General features: G+C 40.2%; 10 protein-coding genes. 7 read left to right on the top strand and 3 right to left on the bottom strand.

The features are described 5' to 3' along the window. Positions 1-3 precede the first annotated feature (3 nt). From A9970_RS03250 to A9970_RS03240, 3 genes are all read right to left on the bottom strand, one after another. Positions 4-3,045 (bottom strand): TonB-dependent receptor, encoded by a 3,042-nt coding sequence (locus A9970_RS03250; protein ID WP_182981275.1) that lies wholly within the window; start codon positions 3,043-3,045, stop codon positions 4-6. A 67-nt stretch (positions 3,046-3,112) separates the two neighbouring features. Then, positions 3,113-4,195 carry a FecR family protein gene (locus A9970_RS03245; RefSeq protein WP_182981274.1) on the bottom strand — a complete coding sequence of 361 codons (1,083 nt, stop codon included), beginning with the start codon at positions 4,193-4,195 and terminating at the stop codon, positions 3,113-3,115. An 89-nt stretch (positions 4,196-4,284) separates the two neighbouring features. Next, entirely contained in the window at positions 4,285-4,878 is a 594-nt protein-coding gene (locus tag A9970_RS03240) for an RNA polymerase sigma factor (RefSeq protein ID WP_153845555.1), read from the bottom strand. A 541-nt stretch (positions 4,879-5,419) separates the two neighbouring features. Between A9970_RS03240 and A9970_RS03235 the strand changes: the two genes are divergently transcribed. From A9970_RS03235 to A9970_RS03205, 7 genes are all read left to right on the top strand, one after another. Then, positions 5,420-5,857 (top strand): RidA family protein, encoded by a 438-nt coding sequence (locus tag A9970_RS03235; RefSeq protein WP_182981273.1) that lies wholly within the window; start codon positions 5,420-5,422, stop codon positions 5,855-5,857. A gap of 382 nt (positions 5,858-6,239) precedes the next feature. Continuing rightward, positions 6,240-6,638 carry a hypothetical protein gene (locus tag A9970_RS03230; protein ID WP_200845708.1) on the top strand — a complete coding sequence of 133 codons (399 nt, stop codon included), beginning with the start codon at positions 6,240-6,242 and terminating at the stop codon, positions 6,636-6,638. Between the two features lie 120 nt (positions 6,639-6,758). Continuing rightward, entirely contained in the window at positions 6,759-6,911 is a 153-nt protein-coding gene (locus A9970_RS03225) for a hypothetical protein (RefSeq protein ID WP_182981272.1), read from the top strand. A 73-nt stretch (positions 6,912-6,984) separates the two neighbouring features. After that, positions 6,985-8,034 carry a sensor histidine kinase gene (locus A9970_RS03220; protein ID WP_182981271.1) on the top strand — a complete coding sequence of 350 codons (1,050 nt, stop codon included), beginning with the start codon at positions 6,985-6,987 and terminating at the stop codon, positions 8,032-8,034. Positions 8,035-8,037: 3 nt separating this feature from the next. Beyond that, on the top strand, positions 8,038-8,787 hold the full coding sequence (locus A9970_RS03215) for a LytTR family DNA-binding domain-containing protein (protein ID WP_182981270.1): 750 nt from the start codon (positions 8,038-8,040) through the stop codon (positions 8,785-8,787). A gap of 637 nt (positions 8,788-9,424) precedes the next feature. Then, positions 9,425-16,477 (top strand): SpvB/TcaC N-terminal domain-containing protein, encoded by a 7,053-nt coding sequence (locus A9970_RS03210; RefSeq protein WP_182981269.1) that lies wholly within the window; start codon positions 9,425-9,427, stop codon positions 16,475-16,477. 10 nt (positions 16,478-16,487) lie between these two features. Beyond that, on the top strand, positions 16,488-25,799 hold the full coding sequence (locus A9970_RS03205; RefSeq protein ID WP_182981268.1) for a neuraminidase-like domain-containing protein: 9,312 nt from the start codon (positions 16,488-16,490) through the stop codon (positions 25,797-25,799). Positions 25,800-25,937: the final 138 nt, after the last annotated feature.

Here is a 25,937-nt window from a genome sequence, read left to right as displayed (position 1 = left end):
AGTTTATAATGTAATATCCAATCCAAAAGAATACACCTTTACCTGTGGGTAAAAGTTACCATAGCCTACTGGTGCTTCGACGTCATAACCGTCCCAAAATTTATCTACGCTGAATAAGTTTGAACCATTAACAAATACCCGAAGTTTATTCAGCCCGATGGACTTTAGTAGCTCAGCCTGAAAGGTATAGCCAAGCTGCAAATTTTTCAGGCGAAGATAGGCGGCATTTTTCATCCAAAATTGGGAAGACTGCTGGTTGTTATTCTGTCCGAAAGCCAATCGGGGATATTTCGCTGTAGTATTATCGGGTGTCCATCTATCTTTATTATCCTCACGAATCGTTCCACCGATTGCCCCGGTCGTCGTAAAGGGCTGAATACCGGCCCCGTATAGGTAGCCATCTGCTTTGCCTACACCTTGCAAAAGAAAACTGAGGTCGAATCCCTTGAAACTAAAATTGGAGTTGAGCGAATAGGTATATCGTGGAATGGTACTACCAATGATAACCTTATCGGACTCATTAATCACTCCGTCGTCATTCTGATCACGGTATTTGAGATCACCTGGTGCTAAGGTACCAAACTGTGTGGCATGAGCTTTTACCTCCTCCACTGTTTGGAAATAGCCATCGGAAACATAGCCAAAGATCGAATTAATGGGATAGCCTTCCCGATTGACCGTTAGACCAGTCTGATTGATTCCGCGCATATCCAACACTTTGTTTTTGACATCAGAGAGGTTGAGTGTAAAATTATATTTAAAGTCTTTGGCCGGATCGCTTCGATAGCCCATGGAAAGCTCCCAACCTTTATTCTCGACGACGCCTGCATTTTGATAAGGCTTATTTAAACCAATGATGAGCGGGATATCCAGCTGTAATAATATATCACTGGTTCTTCTATTGTAAAAATCTGCTGTAATAGTCCATCGCTTAAATAGGGTAAGATCAATACCGATATTTTTCTCCTCGGTAGACTCCCATGTAATATCAGGATTAGACATATCATTTAGCGCTGCCGTATTGACGATGCCATTGCCTAATGTGTACGAACCTAGGTTTAAAGATGCCACGGCTGGATAGGTCCCGATATTCTGATTTCCCAGTTTACCCCATGATGCCCTGATTTTCCCCTCAGTAAGCCATCCCTTGGATGCGGTTAGGAACTGCTCCTCGGAAAAACGCCATCCGGCGGATGCCGATGGAAAAAAACCATAGCGATTACCTTTGGCAAACCTAGACGAACCATCGTAGCGTGCATTGAGTTCTAAAAGATAACGATCTTTGAAAATGTAATTGATCCTTGAAAATAAAGATTGTAATGCCCACTCGGAAGCACTTCCTGTCGCTGACTGATTTAATGCCGAACCCGCATTGAGCACTTCATAGTCAGGGAGAACGTAGGTGTCCCTAAAACCCTGGGAGTAATCAATCTTGTAGTCTTCCCGCGAACCACCAACCAATGCTTTCAACTGATGTGGACCAAAATCTTTGTTTAACGTAAGGGTCGCCCGCATATTATTAAAAAGTTCTTGGCTATTGTACTGTGTAAGTGCTGTACGCACAGGGACCGAGAAGCTCGGCGTACCATCTGGAAAATAGGACTGCACTGCTTTCCGGAAATTCTTATTTACCTGTGTCGCATATTTAGGTGCATAATTGACCTCAGCGGTCAGCCATTCTTTGGGTCTATAGATCAATGATGCATTGATACTTCCAAATGGACTTTTGTTGGTAGCAACACCGCCATCAGCGGCGGCGGAGACGGGATTATTACCATTCCAGCCCAGTCCCCATGTACCATTGGAGTTTCTGAAGGATTGATTGGCAGGAATACTGCTCATCCACTGAAAAAGTTCTTCGATGCTCGCTGCTGGTGAGGTTACGATCGGATTGACGTATTGAAAGTCAAATTTAACGGCGAGCTGATCTGAGAATTTAACATCTACGTTGTTGCGGATGGTATAGCGCTTAAACGAGCTATTTAGTGTCAAACCCTTCTGGTCGAAATAACCGACCGAAGTCAGCATTTTTAATTTGTTTGTGCCAGCATTGACCGTCAGAAAATGGCTTTGCTGAAATCCATTCCCCTGCAAGGATTCCTTTTGCCAATCGGTATTGGGATACTCGTCCGAACTGCCATTGCCCTGACTACGATAGGCGGCAATGATATCCTCCGGATATAATGGACTCGCACCAACATTGGTATACGCTTCATTCGTCAGCAGCATATGGTCCAGGGCATTGACGATTTTGGGCATATTGGTCGCCGACTGCCAGCCGAAATAATTATTGTAGGCAATAGCGACTTTATCAGAACTTCCCCTTTTGGTCGTGACCAAGATGACACCATTGGCAGCTCTCGAACCGTAGATCGATGCGGAGGCGGCATCTTTTAATATGGAAATATTCTCTATTAAATTGGGGTCGATATTATTGATAGAACCTTCGATCCCATCAATCAACACTAAAGGTGCTGCGTTGCCAAGTGTACCGATACCGCGGATACGGATATCCGCACCGTCCGCTCCCGGCTTGCCAGAACGCTGTGTGACGGTTACTCCCGAGGCCATGCCTTGAAGGGCCGAAGAGGTTTGCCCTGCGGGCCTATTGTTCAGATCTTCTCCCGATACGGCGGAAACAGCACCCGTCAAATTGACCTTTTTCTGAACACCGTAACCGACGACAACAACTTCGTCTATTATTCCAGTGTGTGATTTCAGACGTATAAGCACTGTATTTTTGCTGTTAGCCGTTGCCACAAAATGCTTAACAGAATCTGTATCGTAGCCGAGATGGTGGGCATAGATCGTATAATTTTCGCCAGCAACAAGTGGAGTTAAAACAAATAATCCGTTGTTATCGGCCACAAAATGGATTTTTTTACTGCTCTTATCGTGGACAAGATCAATAGTTGCGCCGGGTAATGTATTACCTTCGTTGTCAACTATTTTACCATTTACTTTCAGGTTTGATTGCGCAAATCCTACAGAAAAGTATGGAAATAGCAATCCCACGAGCATTAATTTGATTAGAATATGCTTCATAATTGTTTACAGTTGGTTATTCTGATTTATATATTGGTTTATTTTTCTGCGTTGGGTTGATTCTCTCCTACTGTACGTCCTCCTTTCTTCCCGAATTACTGATGTTAACAATATCATTGTTCACTTGGAATGTACAACCGTTCAATTGACAGAAGCTGTTCAAAAAATTGGCTAGCGATTCTTTGCTATTTAAACTTCCTGTAAATGAACTGTTGAGCAAATCAGGATTATCACATATAATCGAAACATCATACAGGCTTTCGATTACTCTTAAGAGTAGAACGTTTTTGGTTTGGTTAAATTTGACAGACTGATTGGTCCATTCGACATTGGCAGTTAGATGTGGAATGAGTTTTCTTAACTCCTTATCCACACGATCAGGCTGAGATTTTGTCAATTCAGGCTCCGAAAACTTAATCATCTGCTGCAGTTTTAAGTTGACCAATACTTCCTCTTTTGGTTGGAGGTATATTAAATTTCGACTTTCCGCTGTAACTGATCCGACCGAGATTTTGCCCTCCATTAGTCTTATCAGTACATGATCGGCATCCTTGGGATCTACGCTAAATATTGTCCCTAAGGCAGTGGTCAAATATCCTCTGTAATTGACTTGAAAAGGTGCATTTTTGTTTTTGTGCACCTTGTAAATAACCCGACCTTGCACCTGATGTACATCGCGGTGGCCTCTGCCAGTATATTCGAATCCAATTTTTGCATGTGGATAGAGGATAACGGTCGTGCTATCAGGAAGCTGAGCATTGATTGTATAAGCATTTTTATTTTCATACCAGGTAACCTGTTCTTTTGTTGAGGTCGAGAAATTTTTCAAAAAGAGAACCGACAATACGCAAATTAGCACGGCGGCACAGGAAGCCCAGGCCCACGGGCTTATTCTCTGAATTAGCATAGGTTTTGGCGGATCTACGGCATAAATATGATCGAGCACTTTCTGATGAACCATGCTTAAATCTGGTAACGGAATTTGTTGTAATGCTTGTCCTTCATCCTGATCTAGCATCTCAGTGATCCATAACTCTAGAATTGCAGTATCCATCTCGGCCATTTCGTCAAAAAATGACTCATAATACTGCGCATCCAAGCGGTTGTGGATATACGCCAACAATTGATCTTTAAAGGATTGCTCTTTCAAAATTTACTATAATTAGTTCAATACATTGCTGTATTTGTTACTCTATACGTTTGACAAAGAGAATCACACTATTACTTTTTTTATTTTTTTTATAGCTTAAATAAAAAGGCCGCAAAAAGACTGATTATATACTCATCTCGGTAGTTTTCTTGAATATATTTTTTGATATCTTTGAGTGCACTCACCAATTGATTACTCACAGTAGATACTGAGATACCCAGTAAATCGGCTATTTCTTTATAACTTTTGTCTTCAAATTTATTGAGGATCAGAATCTCCTTTCGTTTGGGGCTCAAGGAGTCGATTGCATTGGTCAACATCTGTTGCTTATCTTTGAAAAACAGTTTTTCTTCGGTATGATAATACAATTCTATAGCTGAAGCCCATATTTCCAATTGAAGAGCCTTGTCTCTCTGTACTTTTCGAAAAAAATCCATGGCCAAATTATCCGCAATATGATTGAGAAATGAGACAAATCCCTTATTAGGGTCAATCTTTTCACGTTGGAGCCATATTTTGGTAAATACTTCTTGTAAGATTTCTTCTACAATAGTTTGATTTTTCACCAATTTGATCAATCTAACATAGATCTTTGGCGAATAATGGAAATAAATTTCATTAAACGAATTTAGGTCTCCATTTTTAAGTTTTTCCAGTGTAGCAGCTTCTTTAGGAGATTTCATTTGGCAAATTCTGATAATTGGTACGAACGACGAACTTAATATAGTGATAAATTTACTAAATCAAAATCATTGGTACCCACAATAAAATTTTATATTTCCTACGAATTGACCTCCCTCCGCAAAACAGGACATTTTAAAAGTAGAGAATTCGGGCCATATCTTCCCTAGTTTCCTTAATTAAAAATTGATTTACCATATCTTTCGTTTTTATGAGTAAAGCAAAAATATGAATGTAGAACTCGCTATCTATGGAAAACAATATCTATCTAAGCGATATGAAGGAGATATCGAAAAGTCTGTTAAAGGATGATGTTTTCTTTAATTGAGATGAGGCAACCGGTAAAAGACATTTTTAGTTAGTAGCAGGATTCTTTCCCTACCTGTAACGCATAAAAATCGAACATTTTAAAGGAGGAGCTATTATTCTCTATTTTGAAATAAAGATAGAAGTTTCTGAAAAGGTGTAATCAATTCCTAAATTTCTTAATTTAGGAAAATAACTAAACAATGAAGATCTCCATTTAAATAAAGACCAAAAGCTATGAAATACCTTATTTTACTTCCATTTCTATTAATTTTTAGCAATACTTTTTCACAGGAAAAAAATATCAAAAAAGAAAAGTGGCATTGGAACAACAACAAAATAAAACAGGATACAACAGCGGGATATTGTCAAGTTTTAAAAGTTGATAACATTCTTTATATATCGGGCGCCGTAACGACGGATCTTTCCCCTAAAGGAATTCAAGCAGTTTACACTGATTTAAAAGCGTCTTTGGCCAGTTTTGGAGCAACATTTCAACATGTGGTAAAAGAGAATTTGTACACGACAGACATTGAAGCAATGAAGAAATATAATGATGTAAGGAAAAAGTTTTACAATCATGACTTTCCTGCCGCTACCTGGATACAGGTACAAAGATTGTATATGTCAGATGCTAAATTAGAAGTCGAATTGATTGCACACTTACCTAAATAAAAATAGAGAAACTGTAAATTTGCATCTGACCTCTTCCCGAAAAACCGAAACATTTAAATATAGTTTTTGAATTTGGAAGGCTATGAAAAACAGTAAACTTTCAGAAGTTCAGATCATCAAGATTTTATCTGAACAAAATCAGGCCCTCAGCCCTCAACAAATCCCAAAATGTCTCAAGGCTGGCATTCCAATACTTTACAGATTGCTTCCAATATGCTAAGACCTTACGCCAATTGAAATGGTTCTTAAGCTATTTAATGCAGTAAATTACAGTGTTTATACCACGAATACCTTTATTGATGCTTAAAACTTTATACCTACTTATCTTTCCCCTAATATTGCACGAAATAAGAAATAAAATCACTCATACAGAATTAAACAAATGAAAAATTTATTGATCAAATCGGTTGCAATGATTGCCTTAGCCGCCACCTCTTGTTCTGCTCCATCTTACTTTGGGAAAAGTTATGCTCCAACCCAGCATGTGGATGTTTTTTTTGATGTAAATGACATTAAAAAAGGATACGAAGTAATGGGAACAACGGATATAGGCAAAGGTTTTGGCTCCATAGAGGCCGCGCAGCAAAAGGTAATAACACTCGGCCAATCCAAAGGTGCGGATGCTGTGGTCATGAAACTCACCGAGGAAGTAACGGGATCATCAAAATCAGATTTTGGAAATCTGCAGAATGGCAAAAAGAATAATACTTATACAGGCGGTTCAATCACAAATAATATCAAGGTTAAAAAAATTGTAGCCACATTTGTCAAATATAAATAAATCGCATCCCTGTAATTTTATGCTCATCCTGCTAATACAGCTGTCAGGTCTTCAATTAATTTTCTAGTTACTCAATTAATATCCGAGCGCGCAACAATTTAACAAATACATGATTTCCTAATGTATCAATTTCCGGTCCTTGTACTTCGGGCCGGAAACTATTATATTAATATCACCATTGCACGACATCTAGCCACCTGTCCGATATCGCTTATCCGTTTTGATGTAACCAATAGTACCGTTCATGCCTATAATCTTATTGTCAATAGATAAAACTTTCAATCATCATCCATTTCAACTAATTTTGTTTAAAAATAAGAACAGCAATAAGTTATTCAAGGTTTAAATGTCATTAGCAATCAGGATAAAGTGGAAGGAGTTTTTGGTTATTTTTCTGATTTATGGAATATGGAGTATCGCCGTATTTCTCTTTCTGGTACAACTTCAGGGCTTTGATAAAACAGTTGGTCAATTTGAAGGTGAAATTAATCTCTATGTAAGTTTTACTCATACAATCCTAAAAGGCACAGTAGTTTTCTACGTGCTTATATATCATTTTGCTATACCCGCGATTATGGATCGACGCTGGGGAAAAGTATCAGTCCAGGTGATCGCCTTCTTCACCGTGCTAACTATTTATGAATATTACTGGACATTTTTCGTGCACAGAAGCGATCGAGAAAATACCGGCAACCTAAGTCCGGATTCATTTTTTATCACAACAACAATACTAAATATTGCCTCTACCGTTATATCCTATTTTGTGGCCGTAGCTATTTGTTCAAACGTGATTCGCAGGAGTAAAGAACAGTTGGAGCGTGAAAAATTAAAAGCGGAATTGGCGGCAATAAAATATCAGATCAATCCTCACTTCCTTTTTAATTCATTGAGCTTAATTTACACAAAAACGTATAAGAGCAATCCTGAAGCGTCACAGGCAGTCCATCTGCTATCAGAAATAATGAGTTACGCATTGGAGGATTGGGGTGAACAGGGAATTGTACCGTTAGCTTTAGAAGCTGAGCAAATAAAAAAAGTTATTCAGATGAACCAAATCCGGTTCAATAACAACATAAAAATCAGCTACAGCGAAGATATTCAACTTAAGAACGCTAAAATCCCCACCTTAACTTTAGTCACGCTGGTTGAAAACGCATTTAAACATGGTGAACTTCATGATGCAAAAAATCAGGTCTCAATTGAAATTAAGGCCCGAAACTCCAAAATAAACTTCTTGGTAAGTAATAAAAAAAGAAATGGTCCAAAAGAATTATCAAAAGGTATCGGCGTAAATAATGTGCAACAACGCCTGAATCTGATGTATGGCAGCACACACACATTTACAATTAAGGAAGACGAAAATTATTACATAACCGAAATAGTTATAAATATCTAACATATGATAAATTGTATCGTAGTTGACGACGAACCACACAATATCGAACTGCTGACACTACATATTGAACAGATTCCCTATTTAAATTTAGTGGGTACTGCAGCCGATCCAATAGCTGCATTACAGTTACTTAACAACACGGAGGTCAATCTGTTGTTTTTGGATATTCAAATGCCGGGAATAACCGGATTGGAATTTTTGAAGATGTTGAATGAAAGATATAAGGTAATTCTCACGACCGCATACAGAGAATATGCCCTTGAAGGATTTGACCTGAATGTTGTGGACTACCTATTAAAACCCATATTTTTTCCACGTTTTCTACTAGCGGTGGAAAGGGCGCAACAACAGCTTTCAATCGACGCTAAACAAGAGGAAGAATTTATATTTGTCAAAACAGAATATAAAGGGAAGCTGGTCAAAATTAAGCTTAACGAAATCGTATACATTGAAGCAAAAGCAAAATATGTATGTTTTTACACCGCTGATAATAAAAGCATTATGGTCCAGCTCAACATAAGTGCTTTAAACAATATATTACTACCTGATCGCTTTGTGCGAATCCATAAGTCTTTTATCATTGCTATTCCATTTATTGTAATGATCAATGGAAATATGGTTCAATTAGAACATTATAAAAATGCCATCCCTATCGGACAGACCTATCGAGATTCGTTCATGAGCCGAATGACAAAAAAAGTTCTTAATAATATGGTAAAAGATCCGCTCAACTCAGCTATTTCAAAAGACTAACTTGAACACAATAAAATGGACACGTAGTTAAGCTGCAATATTTTTTTATTGATCTTTCTAGCAAACTCCTCTGGTGACAAGTATCTTAATGCAGAATGTTGTCTTAGGTTCTCATCCTATTTTTGCCGTAAGAAATTGTTTTACATCTTCACCTATATTCGCATCCCATTCTTTTAATGCAGTAGTAAAAAAGCTAGAAACAATATGGAAATATCCAATTTAACACACTAGATTCACATACTAGGTTAATTATTATATTTTAAAAATAAACAAACAAACCTATCAGTCAAAATTAATTACATGATTAATGTTAAGTAATGATAGGAAATTAATAACAATAAAACTTATTAAATAACAACAAAATTCAATTTATTTAAATTATTTTGATATTTTATTAAAAATTATTACATTTACTTTTAATAGCAAAACAACACATAAAATCTATTCAGTAACGCTGGAGGGATATACGCTCTACAACTTTGCGGCAATGATGTTGTTATTAACCATTTTATAATAAATAGATTAGGATATTTTTAAGACCGATAATGGTTTTATTAATCTTCTTAGAAGCCATATATAATCAAGAAATAACAAGACTCTACACCATTTCTTAAAAGAGTTTAAACTATATTATGATATGTCATCATCAGAAAAAATTACCTCAGAAGCAACCAAGGTGTCAGCCAAAGAGATTGTTTTTCCTAAGGGAGGCGGAGCTATAAAAGGCCTCGGGGATTCCTTTAAGACCAACCTGTTCTCTGGTGCGGGCACTTATGCAATCCCTGTACCTATTACCCCAGCGAGAGGCTTTGAGCCCCAACTTAGCTTGAGCTACAGTTCGGGTTCGGGTAATGGTGTTTTTGGGATGGGATTTTCCTTGTCTTTATCGAAGATTTCAGTAAGTACCAATAAGGGGATTCCCAGATATGATGGTACGGACTCCTATGAACTGGATGGAGAACCTTTATTAGTACAACAAAGCAGTCAGCTGGTACCAAACCCACGTAATGACCATTATCAGGGTCATAATTATCAGGTGACACTTTATCTATCACAGATAGAAAACACCTTTTCACAGATCGAACACTGGCAGGGAGAGGAAAAAGATAGCAACCTCTCGTTCTGGAAATTGATCACCGCGGAAAATACCGCCAGTTATTATGGCACGAAGAACCGAATTACCAACCCAGATGATCCTTCACAGATATTCGAGTGGCTTATTGACGAATCAACGGACAATAAGGGCAACTTGATTTTGTACAGCTATGTAGCCGAGAATGCACTTAATGTCCCTGACCAGCCGTACGAAGTGAACCGTAACAACAAAGCTAACCGTTATATCGACCGTATCAGCTACGGCAATTACAGGGATGCAGACAAAGATATCCAGTTTGCGTTCCAAGTTGTGTTTAATTACGGTCAGCTTGATGGGCAGGAATCTCAGGCCGGTTGGTCATGCAGGCCCGACCCATTCTCCCTTTATAATAGCGGTTTTGAGATACGAACATACCGCCTATGCGAGAGTATACATATGGTACACTATTTTCCTGAAGAACTGGGTGACCCTTTGATTGTAAAGGAGCTGTCATTTAACTATGAACATATCCAGCAATATACTCCCGTATTGTTCCATGGCATGTCTATGCTGACCAAAGCTACCCTCAAAGGCTTTAGAAAGGAACTGACAGAACCACAGATCTTACCGCCTCTGGAGTTTAATTATTCCACTTTCAACCCGCCACTAACGCCGACGTTTAAAACATTGGATATGGGTGAAAACAGCATTCCGGGTTATCTGAATCCGACCCATTTCCTACCCGTTGATCTGAATGGTGATGGCTTACCGGGTTTTTTAATCAGTGATGATGAGATGAGCCTATATCTGGCGCCTCTCGGTGAAGGGAAATATACAATGCCACAGGCCAATGCCAGTTTTCCACTCAATAGAAATATACAACAGGGAAACTCTATATTGACAGATCTGGACGGGAACGGGCAGTTGGAACTGGTGATCAGTAATGAAGTCATTTCTGGTTTTTACGCCAGGGCACAGGATAATGGTTGGGACAACTTTGTTCCTTTTGAAAGCTACCCAACATGCATTTCAAGCTCAGAAATGGAGCTGACAGACCTTTCAGCAACAGGTAAAAATGATTTGGTGCTACCTGGAACGAATCAGATCCAATACTATCCTTCGGAAGGAAAAAAAGGCTACGGCCCCGCCCGCGACACACCCAATGATAACAATTTTCCGCCAGTTAAACCTAACTATACAAAGGAGCTAGTCACTTTTGCCAATATATTCGGTGACGGGCTTTCCCACCGGGTCAAAATCAGCAGCGGAAAAGTAGAATGCTGGCCCTGTCTTGGGTACGGACAGTTTGGAAAAAAGATAATACTTGGCAATGCTCCAATATTTGATAAAAATTTTGATACCAAAAGGCTTTTCTTAACAGATATTGATGGATCAGGTACCACTGATCTGGTCTATGTCTATCCTGATCGCGTAGAATTATTTATCAACCAGTCGGGAAACTCATTTTCAGCACCTCTCATTGTTTATCTCCCCGAATTATTTGATATCACTGATCAAATCAGCTTTGCCGATATACTCGGAAATGGCACAAACTGTCTGGTTTTCACTAAAATGAACACTACACCAAAACATTATTATTATAATTTTTCAGGCGGATCTGCAACCAATGGAGAAGAACAGAAATCCGTACTAAAACCTTACCTGCTCTATAAAATTGACAACAACATGGGTATGGTAAATTATATCAAATATTGTAGTTCCACAAAATTTCTTCTGGAAGATAAACAGAAAGGAAAACCATGGGTCACCAGTTTACCATTTCCAATACAAGTTGTAGAAGAATTGATCCAATATGAAGCTTTATCCAAATCCAGGTATGTGACCCGTTATCAATATCATGATGGATACTACGATACTGATCAAAAAAAATTCAAAGGTTTTGGTTTTATTGAATCCTGGGACACGGAAAGTTATGAAGAATTCCAGTCGGGCTATCACAATCCGGACTATACCGTAGCCGAACTGAACAGAGAATTATTTATTCCACCGGTTTATACAAAGACCTGGTACCTGAACGGTGCAACAGGCCTAGTGTATGAGCTATTATTGACAAAATATCAGAACGAATATTACAGCCAGGATACAGAAGCCCGTTCCCTTCCCAATAGTGTATTATCTCCGGATATCTATAGCAGCTCCGAAAAAACTTTTTCAGAGGCTTATAAAGCGATGGCTTCAAAAGTACTGCGTACAGAAATATATGCACTGGATGAAACGGCAGCTTCTGCAGCACCTTATTCAGTTGAAGAATCAAATTACTCTGTGGTATTGATCCAGCCCGCAACGGAAAACCAGGAAGCCGCATTTTTGGTAAATTCTCGTGAAAGCATTACCTATCAATATGAGCGTGACCATACAGACCCGAGGGTGCAGCAGCATTTTGTATTGCAAACGGATCCGCTTAATGGTCAACCGTTAAAATCCTGTACCATATACCTCCCCAGAAGACAAGCACATACACCACATTATCCAGAACAGTACCTCTGTAAGGCCATTATAGAAACATTTAACTATTACAATACACCGGCTTCTGAATTCAATATTCGTTTGCGGGCAATTGAATATCAGAGACAGGCTTTTGAGCTATTAAATATCAATACCTCTCCTTCCGGATATTTTTCATTTGAGATGATTGATCTTGCTGTCCAATCTGGACTTCAGAATATCGTTCCTTATCTTGCGGCACCATCAACAGGCTTACAGGCACAACAGTATAGCAGGGTGATTTCCTATTTCTGTGACTCCGATACGGGCATGGCATTGCCGTTTGGGATAGTGTCTCCGCAAATATTGCTGCATCATATCTCAACGGCAGAATTTACCAATGATAACATTACGGCTATGTTTGGCCAACGTCTCACACGAGATACAATTGAACAGTTTGGCGGTTACATATACGACGAGGTGAGCGGCTACTGGGAAAACCCGGGGCTTACCCAGCACTACGCTGGAGCGGAAGGTTTTTACATGACCTGCGGTACAAGTTCCGATCTGGGCATCAAAAATACAATAAGCTACGACAACTATTATCTAGTGCCCCTCAGCGCTGCAATGTATGTTTCCATTCTTCCACCCATAACAAATGTGATAACCGCTGTTATGGATTATCAGGCTATGGCCCCAAGACAACTGGTCGATATGAACGGTACAGTACATCAAGCGCTATTTGATGCGCTGGGCCAGGTCGTAGTCACCTCCATATTCGGCACAGAAAACAATTTACAAACGGGAGGTATGCGCTTGTATGAATACAATGGCAACCCCGCTGAATATCAACCAAGAACAGTCGCACCGGACGGCAAACCGGTTGATTTCAATTCCATCATTAAGGATCTCAAAAATAAAGAATACTACCTCCAAGGTGCCTCTGCTTATTTCTATTACGACCTGAATGCTTACATGAAGCAGCAGCAACCGGTCAACTCAATTCATTTGCAGCGAAATCATTATGCAATGGAAAACGATCTTTTTTCCTGTCAAACCGCTATTGCCTACAATGATGGCATGGGCCGTTCCCTGGCTGCAAAAACAGAAGTAGAGTCTACCACACTTAACAGCCGATGGCTAGTTTCAGGACGCAGTGTATATAACAATAAAGGTAAAGTCTGCGAAAACTATCTTTCTTATTTCAGCGACACTCCTTTTTATCAAACACAGGAAGAAATCACCCGCCTTTATCAGGTTCCTCCACCCACCATTACACATTACGACCCGCTTTCACGGGTGATAAGGATAGACACGCCCAAGGGATTTTTCTCAAAAATTGAATTCAGTCCATGGGAACGATTCGATTTTGATGAGGATGACACAGTAAAAGATGCTGTGTATTATAAAAACTTTATGGCTGCTTACCCTGAACAGCCAACCCGAGCCCAAGCCGAAGAGAAAAAAGCCCTGGAGATGGCAGCCGACTTCTATGGCACCTATACTACATCAGTAATGGACAATATGGGAAATGTAATCAGGACGGTACAATTGCTCAATGAGCAGAACAACATGCGTTCCCTGGTTACCTTTTTCTCCTTCGATATTCAGGGAAGAAAGACCGTAGAAACAGATCCACGTTTATACGCAGACAACATTAACCAGGGTAAAACATATTATAATTTCAAATACCAGTACGGCATGGGTGCTGAACAGCCCATGGTTACCGACAGTGCAGATGCCGGCCTGCTCAAACACTTCAGCACGATTTTCGGGAAGCTGGTATGGTCATTAAGTGCAAGGGAGTATTGCCAGGTGCTTCTTTATGATGGTTTACAAAGAAAAACACAGGTACTGGTCAAAAAAGTTCCCGGAACTGGCCCTATTACTGGTTTTGATGATTTTAACCTAGTAGAACAATTCATCTATGGCGAGACTGAAGGTGCGGCCGCAGGTCATAACCTGCGTGGACAACTTTATATTCTCAAAGACCTCTCAGGCATTCTGATCAACTCCTCCTACAGTATGCTTGGCAACGTATTGCAAAGCAGCAGGCAAATGACCTCTATGTATAAATCGGCTGTGAACTGGCACGATACCGTTCCGCTGGAAACCAACAGCTGTGTAAAAACATATGTATACAATTCACTTAACCTGCTGCTGAGTGAAACCATAAAGGATCATGATCAAGAATGGAATACAACTATCAATACATATAATCTAGAAGGTTTGCTCAACTCTATTTCAGTGAACACAAATGGTGTCAAAACGCCGATCATTAAAAATATCAACTACGATGCCAACCGACAACGCACAAAAGTATTGTATGGCAACAATGTAATAACAACCTATAGGTATGAACCCTCCACATTGAATCTGTTACAAATCTTTACCAACTCAGGATCAAATCAAGTGCAAAATATTAACTATACTTATGATCCCGTTGGCAATGTAACCTGCGCCTTCGATACTTCAATTGAAACGATATTTAATAATAACCAGAAAATAGACCCAGTTTTTGATCATCAGTACGACTCGCTGTACCGTCTGATACAGGCTTCCGGAAGACAACACAAGGGAATCAATGCCAATACCAACATGCCCGCTTTCAGCCAATCGCCTATCAATGATGGGCAGGCTATAGAGAACTATACAGAATTGTATAGCTACGACGATTCAGGAAACCTGATAAAAAAACAACATGTCACATTATCCTCCGCCTGGACAACTGAAACAGGGGTATTACAAAATTGTAACCGCTTGCAAGGACTGGAATACGATGCATCTGGCAATCAGCGGCAATTGACTATAAATAATGGAACTGTTTTAAACTATAACTGTTGCGAAAATTTGGTTTCGGCAAAAATTATAGCGCGCGCTGATTTCAGTGACGATGCCGACTATTATGTATACGATAAACAAGAACAACGTACAAGAAAGGTATATGAACAATATCTGAACAGTAATTCGGTAAATTATACGGATACCATATATTTTGATAATTATGAACACCAGCGCAAAGGTGTTCAGACTACAGATGGCACCAGAACAATTGCGATCGACCGGCAGACACTACGCATTATGGATAAAGACACATGCGTTGCGATAATTTATCATTGGAAAAAAGGAGGGCCAGACAGTACAGCAGCCATTCCTGCCTCCGATCAGCTACGGTACCAAATGGACAATAGCCTTGGTTCTGTTAGCGTGGAACTGGATGAAACAGGGATGTTGGTCACTTATGAGGAATATTTTCCATATGGGGGCACTTCGTTTATCGCCGGGCCTAACCAAGTTGACGTTGCTCTTAAAATCTATCGATATTCAGGCAAGGAACGCGACAACAGCACAGGGCTTTACTATTTTGGTATGCGATATTATTTACCGTGGTTTGGCAGGTGGCTTAAACCAGATCCGGCCGGTACCGTAGATGGACTGAATTTATACACTTTTGTTGCCGGCAATCCTGTCTCCAATACCGATAAGACAGGGCTTATGCTGCGTACCATAGCAACTAAAGTCAACCCCTTCAAAATGAGGGATGTTCCCAAAAGGTATTACCATATCGTGGTAGGCTCGGGCAAAGCAGATAAAATGGAATTACCAACAGTCATTAAATACCCCAGTAAAATATTTGACAACAAGGTTGATTCCACGGTAATACACACCGATTATTATAGCACGACGACCTCGCCTGCCACACCTACTTATACTGTAAAAAACAGCTCGGCCCCTGTTGATCATCACTATATCGTGGAACCTTTTGACGTTACCAAATTACATGACCCAAAAACAATGTCCATGTTTAAGAGTATTGAAAAACAGACAGGTACTCCACTGGAAGGTATTATCTGGAGCTTCCCCCGTTCTGCAGAAGCGACTAAAGCAAAAGACCTCGCCCTAATAAGAAATCTGGTAGAATCCTATCGTAGTTCACCGATCGATGTCCCACTATACATTTCAACGACTGAAGCACATCCAACACTTCCACCTTTGGTATTGGCCGCCGAATTTGAAAAAGCAGGAATATCTACTAAAATTAAAACACTTCAACCCAATAAAAAAGGAGAAAGAACAACCTTCAGTAACGACGGCACCAAGTCTTTGAAAATTTCTTATTCAAAGATTGTTACCACCATTGCTTCGAAAAAAACATCTCAACCACTATAAAACAACCATTATGAAAAGAACAGTCAAAAAAAATATATCCAAGGATTTTTCACTGGAAAATCTTTATAAAAAAGACCCCTCTTTTGATATTCTGAATTTCGATTTTCATGATCCCGAAAAAGTTTCGGAATTAAAAGCCTTTCTAACAGCTCCGCCAAAATCAAAAAAAACAAGATTGCTGAAAGCAATGTCTGAACCGACCTCTTCTATATCAGAAGTGGATACCAGCATAGAAAAAATGAAGACGATGCAGAGAACGCTTAGGATTACAGCAGACAACTCAATCGCAGAAAAACTGATGGAAATGGGATACGACTCGGCCAACAAGATTGCTGCTATACCGCAACGCAAATTCGTCAGACTCTTTGCGCCACACATCGACAGTGAAGAAAAGGCAACCGAGATCCATCAAACAGCCGTGCACATTGCCGAAGTAACCATGCAGTTATATGGAAACATTAAAGATACCGTGGCCTCCCCTCATTACAATGCAGCTAACTTCAAAACTACCGATAGCGATGTAGATAATTATTTTAAAAGTATTCCCAATTACCAGGAACTTTTTGGGTCACTCAATTACCTGGAGGGCGATGAATGTTTTTCTATTTTCAGCCCGGCAGCATATTTTCTGGATATTATGCGTATCACGGATGAATATATTTCAGAACCAAATATCAATCCGGTTCGTACTATAGCACCACACTATACCCTTCAGGAAAGGAGACCAGATCTTTTTGAACTGGAATTAAACTCCGAAAATACCAATACCGTGATCCCCTACCTGGAATTAGTAAACGGGATTTTGAAGAAAAATGTTGAACACAATGAAAACATCAAAAATGCCTATCAGGCTCTTTCTATAGGTAGCTATCCTTTCCAGCTTCCTTTTAACTTGCCGCTGGCGAAAATAAGGAGCTACCTTAACAGACTGGAAATACCTTTATACCAACTCTTTCAAAGTATCCTTACAAAAGATAATAAAGCCACCAACATCAGTCCTTTTGATACGGCGCTTGAACAGCTTAATATCTCCTACCAGCAATTCAAGCTCATTTCCGAAGAAAACTACAGTGTTGATGCGCTCACGGCCTACTATGGGTATAATATTTTTTACCAGCCGTCATCCTTCGAAGCCAGTGGAAAGCTATTGTTCCTAAAAGACCTAAATACAGTAACGGGTGTAGGTACACTGTTTAAATCCGAAATAAAAGTAAACGATCAGATCAATGTTGCCAATGAAATTAAAACCGTTACAGCCATTTCTTCAGATACGCAATTAACAGTAAACAGCAACTGGCTGCAAACTTCGGGTTCTGTTTATACAGTGAAGCCACTTTCTTCCCAAACCACGGATGGGTCAGGGAAAATAAGTTTTGATCCTGACAACATTAAAATTACAGGTAATGGCACCGCCTTTATCAAACAAATAAACATAGGTGATACCATCACTGCAGCCAAAAATGATCGCACGGTGGTGGCCGTGATTTCGGATACAGAACTAACAGTAGATAATCCATGGCCCATGTTTGGAGATGAGGCTTCCTATAAGATTACGCCACAGACAACACCTCCTTTTACTGGGCAGGGTGCAGTTGTGGTGGTGAAAGGAAACGCTTCGGTGACGGGTATGGGCAGCCACTTTGATACCGAATTCAAGATAAATGATTCAATAGATATACAAGGTGTTACAAAAAAAGTCATTGCTATACAATCTGCAACTTCGTTAACCGTTGATACCCACTGGGACCTAGATGTTGGTATGGTTAGCACCGTAATTCCGCAACGAGCTTTGAAAAAAATTGCCGCTTACCTACCTTCCAAGGGAACCGGAACGCTCGAATTCACCACAGACGAAAAGACAGTTAAAGGAACCGGTACCCGTTTCAAAACAGAACTAGCCATAGGCGATCAGATCAAAACTGCTAAAAACATCAGAACAGTGACGACTATTTCGTCAGATACTGAACTGACCGTTTCCGCTAACTGGGAGATCATGGGCAGCGGTGCTTCCTTTGAAGTACTTCCTGCACAGGGTTTGGATATTGTTGAAAATTTTATTGCCCATACCAGTCTTAATCGTACTGAGCTAGACAATCTACTGACACAAGATCTCTCATCTGAAGAATTGAAAGCCGATGTTGCTAACGACTTTTTTATCAATAAAACAGGGGAAAAGCTTCCATACCTTCAAACCTATTTTGCAAACGACCCCGACAATCCGGTACAGCGTATCAACGGGATAAGCCTGAAAAGACTTGACCGCCTACACCGCTTCATCCGTTTGAAACAAATCACCGGCTGGAGCTTTAAAGATCTGAACTGGCTTTTCGCAACCGCCACTCCAGCCGTATCCTCCACCATTGATCAAAACCTCATTTTATATCTTTCCCAGGTCAAAAGCCTACAACAATCCCTTTCTAACAGTACCGTTCCTGCGCTTACCGCATTTTGGTCGGAAATGAAAACCAGCGGCAAAGTGAATGATAATGCTCCTCAGGATATTTTTGACCAGGTATTCAACAACCCATTGCTACTGGACGGTAAAAACCCATACAAAGACGATGTTCTCTTTAATCCATTTAAGAATCCGGCAGAGCCATGGAAAGTCACGACTATTGATGGTATCAACGGAACCATCAGGGATAGACTGTCGGCTGCATTGAACCTCGATGCTGATAGCATCGTTTTACTCGGAAATTATATCTGCACACTGACAGGGGCTGATGCCACTACACTCTCACTGAACCTATCCAATCTTTCCTGGATGTACCGCATTAGCCAATGGAGCAGCTTGCTCGAGTTAAGCCTTGAGGAACTGCTGATCTTATTAAATCTGCAATATTATCCAACCCTGCCGTATCTGCAACCTCCGGTGAACAGTATCCCGCTAACGACCGGAATTTATTCCATTTTAAACAATGCTGTACAGAAGATTGCGGATGCCAACCTTGATGTTTACCAGTTGAACTATATCTTAAAAGGTGAAACTGGCCCTCACTACGAACCACCTTACCAGAGCTCCGAAATTACATCTTTTATTAATGAACTGGCTGTTTCCGCCATTCCTACACAGTTAAAAGCCGCTGATTTCGCTTTTGAAAGCACCGACAAAGAAGCCGCTGATTTTGTTTTCAGCACCATGCAGGAACAGTACATTACAACTTCCGGGATTTTCAGGATGTATGAGTTTAACTATGATAATGCAGCCGTTTATTTCCCTGTAACGAGCAAGGATCAGCAATTCCTTTCGGGATTTTACACCGATATCTTCAGCACAAGCTATGCCGATATTACTGCCGAAGAATCGAAAAAGGTATTTGACGAACTCGTCAGCAAATCGCTGCTAATCCCAAAAGGCAATTCTCAAATGGCTCTGCTGGCCGAAAAATATCAGGATGAAACAGATTTGTCTTTTCTTAAAGCTATTTTCGGCCCCGATACTGCAGACTTCAAAGTCAGCGAAGTTGGATTACTCCTTTTGCAGGCTAAAAGCGCCATAACACATACACTCAAAGTGTGGCGGGACACAGAAAAGAAACAGCAGGAACTGCTGAATAATAATCTAGCAGCCTTTATCAGTAGTAGCCAGGAAAGCATAAAAGCCCTCAAGAAATACGTTTCGGCCAAGAGCCATCTCCCGGAATATTTAGTTGCCTTTTTAACACCAACCGCTGCTGCTAAACCAGAAACAGAGGCTTTCGTTAAAATGCTTTCACGAAATTCCTTGCTAACCGATAATTTATCGCTCAACGAAAAAGAAATAGACTACATCACCGACAAAGATGGCTCCCTGCATTTTAACATAGATAACATTGATAACCCAACTATTAATGATGTATTGTCTTTGATTGCATATCGTAAACTGGTAACGGGCCTTGGAGATGTAAAGGACGAACTGATCACTTATTTCAAGCTACCAAAGGATGCCGGCTGCCCTGGTGAAAAAATAAAAAAACTCAGTTCCATTACCGGATGGGATGCGGATCAGATCTGTATGCTCAACAAGCTTTTCTGGCCAGAGATTTCTGATCAAAAAAGCGATTTTGATACTGTTGCCGGTATTATCCGGTTACAGGCCGCTTTCAGTACCTCAAAAAAACTTGGCACAGACATTTCCACACTTCTTACATACTCGAGCATTGGACATCTAGACCTTGATCCTAAGGGTTTATTTAACGATACCAACTGGACGGTTTACCAGAAAATGGCTGATAAAACCATGAGCCTCGCTGCAGGTGTATTTGATGAAATCGCTTTTACAGAAGTGAATGGTAATGTCCAGGGTATATTGAATACTCAAACCAGGGATGCCTTACTTCCATTCTCCATCTGGATGATGAATGCCCGTAATCCCTATATCTCAAAACCTGCTGACCTGTACAATTATTTGCTGATTGATGTAGAAATGAGCAGTTGCGCTCTGACATCAAAAATAGCACAAGGCATTTCTTCTGTTCAGCTTTACATGCAGCGCTGCCGCATGATGCTGGAACCCGGTGTTAACCTGATCGACGTTCCAAAAATATGGTGGGATTGGATGTCAAATTACAGAATTTGGGAAGTAAACAGAAAAATATTCCTATACCCTGAAAACTATATTGAACCCAGCCTCAGAAAAAAAATAACACCTCCGTTTAAAGATTTTTCGGACGATCTCCTTCAAAATGATTTAAATAAGGATACAGTTCAGGAACCCTATGAAAAATATCTCCAGCAAGTCAACATGCTTGGAAACCTTATACATGTGGCCAGCTACAATACTACCCGTCTGGATGCCAATACTGGTGAGAAAAAAGAAACATTGTTCCTATTTGGCAGGACCAACACCCAGCCTTACTCCTATTATATGCGTAAGCTCGATGATTTTGAGGACTGGGGCGCCTGGCTCAAGATCGACATTGCCATCAATTCGTCCAACATCACACCTGTATATGGTTTCGATAGGATTTTCATTTTCTGGAGCGAAAAGAATCTGACCCAAAGCAGTGTGGTAGATGGCCAGAAATCAAGCACCGAGACCGTAGAAATGGTAGATCTGAAGTATTCATTCTACGACGGAAAAAAATGGGTACACCCACAAACATTATACAGCAATATACCTATCAATGCTTTTCCAACCAATTACCCATCCATTGAAAATGATGATATTGCCAGATTACTTAATGACCAGAATGCCCCGTGGAATATTCCTTATGTACTTTCGGTTGATAAGGGTTTTGTAGGAAAAGGGAAAATCAGCACCTCAGAAGGCATGCAGGTGATCACTGGCACAAAAACACAATTTCTGCGCGAAATCAGAAAGGGTGATACCATTTTATGTATGGGAGAAAAACGGGTCATCAGAAGCATTATCAATAACACTAATATGCTGGTAGCTGAACCATGGCCATTTAATGCAGACGGATGCAGTTACAAAATTATTCCACGCAATGATTCAGCCCAGACACCACCATTTTCCGGAACAGGTAAATTAACCGTTACCGCAGATCTTCAAAATGTATCTGGTAACGGTACTAAATTCACGGAAGAACTTGCTTATCGGGATAATATCGTTATTGGAGATCAAACACGCATGGTATTGAATGTCATTTCTGATACCGACCTTATTGTAGACAGTGTCTGGCAGAAAGATGCTGTAGATGCTAATTTTACTATTGTGCTCAACAGGCATTCAGACGAGCAATTGATGGTTATGCTAGGCTCCGATCTGTCAACTTCCTATAACGGTCTGGTGGAACAACCCAAAAACCAGGATAATCCGACCAAGAACATATTCATAAAGGAAAGAAATGCACTTAATCAAGCTCTATTTTCTTCCCTTAATCTAGCTAAACGTGTAAAAGGTAGTATTAGTGGTAGTGTAACCCTGGGTCCGACTCATGTCCTCGACAGCAACCTGCTTAATAGCAGCACAATTTTGATAGTAGCTGATTACAAGTATAGTTCGGCAACAAACCCTCAACCCTACCGAGCCAATCTAGACCGGAAAATGGGAAACCTTTCGGTTATTAATGACAATAATTTATTACGCAACAACTATTGGGGAAATAATATCTCCGGAACGACTAACAATTCGGGTAGCATCAATGCAACAAATCCGCTTAACCTGCTTTCTTTTATAGATGGGGAAAAGTCATCGCTCATCAATGTAGGAAACCAACCTGGCTGGTTTATCTACGACAATGGAGATGAAGCTTTCCTAGTGGTTGCCAGTGACCAGATAAACAAGTTATCTGATATGGCTCTGGTAAATGTTATGCCCAACTACAGGATAGTAAGTACACTTGCTTATGCTGCAAAGCCTGGCCCATTCAAAGATTTAAAATTTAAATTTACCCGCCTCACCACCAATACCACTTCCCTATTTATGCAAAAACTTTTTGCTGGCGGTATTGATCACCTCCTGAGCTTGCAATCCCAGGAAATACCAGAACTGCCTTTTAACAGATTCTATACATCTCTGAACGATACAGCTCCTGAAAATGTAATCCCGCCCGAATCTTCTTTAATGGATTTTGATGGTGCCTATGGCATTTATTTTTGGGAGATCTTTTTCCATGGGCCGTTCCTTGTGGCTGACAAATTGAATGGGAACAAGCGGTACGAAGATGCCAAACAATGGCTAGAATATATCTTTAATCCCACTATAGATGAAGATAATAGTAATGATCCGAGTCCTGAAAAACGGTATTGGAGGTTCCGTCCTTTCCGTACCATGAGTCGGGAAACCTTACACGAACTGCTGACTAATCCAGCACAAATCAGGCGTTATAATTTTGACCCTTTTGATCCAGATGCTATCGCCAGATACAGACCTGTAGCCTATGCCAAGGCTACAGTTATGAAATATATTAACAACATTTTAGACTGGGGTGATTTCCTGTTTACGCAAGACACTTCCGAATCAGTAAACCAGGCCACCAACCTGTATGTCCTGGCCTCTGACATCCTGGGTAAACGTCCTCAATCTGAGGGTAAAATCCCAAATCCTGAGTCGAAAACGTTCAATGACATTAAAAAAGAATATGGGAATGATATCCCTCAATTCCTGATTGAGCTAGAGAACACCCCCGAAGTATTTTCTCTTAAAAAGCCAGTCACCACTTTTGCTGATGTTCCTTTCAATAAGATCAACTCCTATTTCAATATTCCGGAAAATTCCGACTTTATAGGCTACTGGGACAGGGTTGAAGACCGCTTGTTTAAAATAAGACATTGCCAGAACATTGATGGCGTATTCCGTCAACTGCCATTGTTTGCGTCTCCAATCGACCCAAGGGCATTTATCCGTGCCTATGCATCTGGTAGTAGTAGTATCGGCCTGGCCTCTTCTTTCAGTGCGCCAGTACCTTTTTACCGTTTCAACTACCTCATTGAAAAAGCTCGTAACCTCACCGCACAAGTAACTTCTCTTGGATCGGCACTTCTTTCTGCACTTGAAAAGAAAGATATAGAGACGCTGAACCTGATCGGTCGTCAACAAGAAAAAGTGGTTCTGCAAATGACTTCCAATATCAAAGAAATGCAAATCAAAGCTATTAATGAACAGATTGCTTCTCAAATGGCCAGTTTGAACAGCGCAGACTATCGTTACAAACATTACGACAAGCTGGTTACTGACGGTATTTCCAAGCGGGAACAAGTGAGTATGGATGCCGCATTAGCTGCTATGATTCTCAATACACTTGGAGGGATCACTAAAACTGCTGCTTCGATTGGCTATGCAGTTCCGCAAGTAGGTTCGCCTTTTGCAATGACTTATGGCGGACAGCAGATTGGAAATGCTTTAAATGCTGCTTCTGGTGCCTTTGAGATTGGTTCCATCATTTCGAACTATGTTTCCCAGCAATCACTGACCATGGCTGGATATGATCGCAGAAGTGAAGAATGGACCCTGCAGCGCGACATTGCAGGTTACGATAAAACACAGATCGAAGCTTTGATGAAGCAAAGCAATATCCAGAAACAGATTGCAGAACAAGATTTGGCTATTCACAAACAAACTATAGTCAACAATGAAAGTCTAGAAGCCTTTTATAAAAGCAAATTTACCAATAAGGAACTTTACCAATGGATGATCAGCCGTATTTCGGCAGTTTATTTCCAAGCCTACAACTTAGCTTTTACCATGGCAAAGGCCGCTGAATGCGCCTACCAGTTCCAGTCTAATAGCAGTCGTTCATTTATCAATTACGGCTATTGGGACGATATACACAAAGGCTTGCTGGCCGGTGAAGGGCTTATGCTGGCACTCGATCAGATGGAAAGTGACGATATTCTCGATACTAGTCTCCGCAGGCTTGAAATAGAAAAAACCATTTCACTTCTCCAGCTCAATCCAAAAGCATTGCTGGACCTAAGATCAAAAGGAGAATGTATACTTGAACTCAATGAAAAACTCTTCGATTATGATTTCCCTGGTCACTACAGCCGAAAAATCAAAACAATTTCGGTATCAATACCAGCCGTTGTCGGTCCTTATCAGAACATCCATGCAACGCTTACACAATTGAGCAACCAACTGATAATCAAAGCAGACAAACAAGGTCTCGATGCTGTAAATTATTTACTGGGGGGTGCCATTACCAAAATACCCGATAATAGTACACTTCGATCCAACTGGTGGATAAACCAGCAAATTGCTATATCAAAAGGGATGAACGATTCAGGTCTTTTCCAGCTCAGCTTTGAAGATCCACGCTACCTCCCATTTGAAGGAACGGGAGCGGTATCCACATGGAAGCTCTCCATGCCAATGGCCAATAATCGGATCAACTTTGACGCCATTTCAGATGTGCTGATTCATTTAAAATACTCAGCCAAAGATGGAGGCGATAGATTCAGGAACGATGTAATGAACCTCAAAGCATTTAAGCCTTATACCGGTGTGGGCTACTGGAATTTCAATCAGGCATTTTCTGGGGCATGGTATATGTTTATAAATGATCACTCGACTCCAGGTACACAAACACTGAATTACGACCTAATCAATTTTGTTCCTCCACATATCCTAAAAACAAAGCTAATTGGTTTTTACTTTAAAGTCGATTCCACCATTGCTGCCGAGGGGACATACATTACATTTAAGCTATCTGACAGCCTCAGTATCCCAGTAAAAATAGGACCTGGAAATGATTGTAATTATACTTTTAAGGCGGATAAGAAGCCTGAGCCTGATATAAGTAAACTACTCGGCAAACGTTCCATAGCCGTTGACCTCAGCAAAACACCATCTGATTTAAAGAAAGACAATTTCCTTGATTCAGCGGTATTCCGAAACATAGAAATCATTTTCTATTATACCGGAGAGACTGGAAATTAATATTCAACAAAAAACAAATATTATCCCAATGAAAACAAGACATTATTTAAACCTATTTAAACCATCGTGATGATTTAAATATCCCCCGATCTCATCTATTTCAATTTTTGAAAAAAAATCAATCAACAAAAATAATAA

The organism is Sphingobacterium sp. UME9, from assembly GCF_014170215.1.
Lineage (GTDB): Bacteria > Bacteroidota > Bacteroidia > Sphingobacteriales > Sphingobacteriaceae > Sphingobacterium > Sphingobacterium paramultivorum.
The sequence above is the reverse complement of the archived record's forward strand: the minus strand, read 5'-3'. Positions and strand labels throughout refer to the sequence as shown.

Coding starts and splice junctions, on each gene's coding strand:
- A9970_RS03250 (WP_182981275.1), bottom strand. CDS start 3,045: ATGAAGCATATTCTAATCAAATTAATGCTCGTGGGATTGCTATTTCCA.
- A9970_RS03240 (WP_153845555.1), bottom strand. CDS start 4,878: ATGAAATCTCCTAAAGAAGCTGCTACACTGGAAAAACTTAAAAATGGA.
- A9970_RS03235 (WP_182981273.1), top strand. CDS start 5,420: ATGAAATACCTTATTTTACTTCCATTTCTATTAATTTTTAGCAATACT.
- A9970_RS03230 (WP_200845708.1), top strand. CDS start 6,240: ATGAAAAATTTATTGATCAAATCGGTTGCAATGATTGCCTTAGCCGCC.
- A9970_RS03225 (WP_182981272.1), top strand. CDS start 6,759: ATGTATCAATTTCCGGTCCTTGTACTTCGGGCCGGAAACTATTATATT.
- A9970_RS03220 (WP_182981271.1), top strand. CDS start 6,985: ATGTCATTAGCAATCAGGATAAAGTGGAAGGAGTTTTTGGTTATTTTT.
- A9970_RS03215 (WP_182981270.1), top strand. CDS start 8,038: ATGATAAATTGTATCGTAGTTGACGACGAACCACACAATATCGAACTG.
- A9970_RS03210 (WP_182981269.1), top strand. CDS start 9,425: ATGTCATCATCAGAAAAAATTACCTCAGAAGCAACCAAGGTGTCAGCC.
- A9970_RS03205 (WP_182981268.1), top strand. CDS start 16,488: ATGAAAAGAACAGTCAAAAAAAATATATCCAAGGATTTTTCACTGGAA.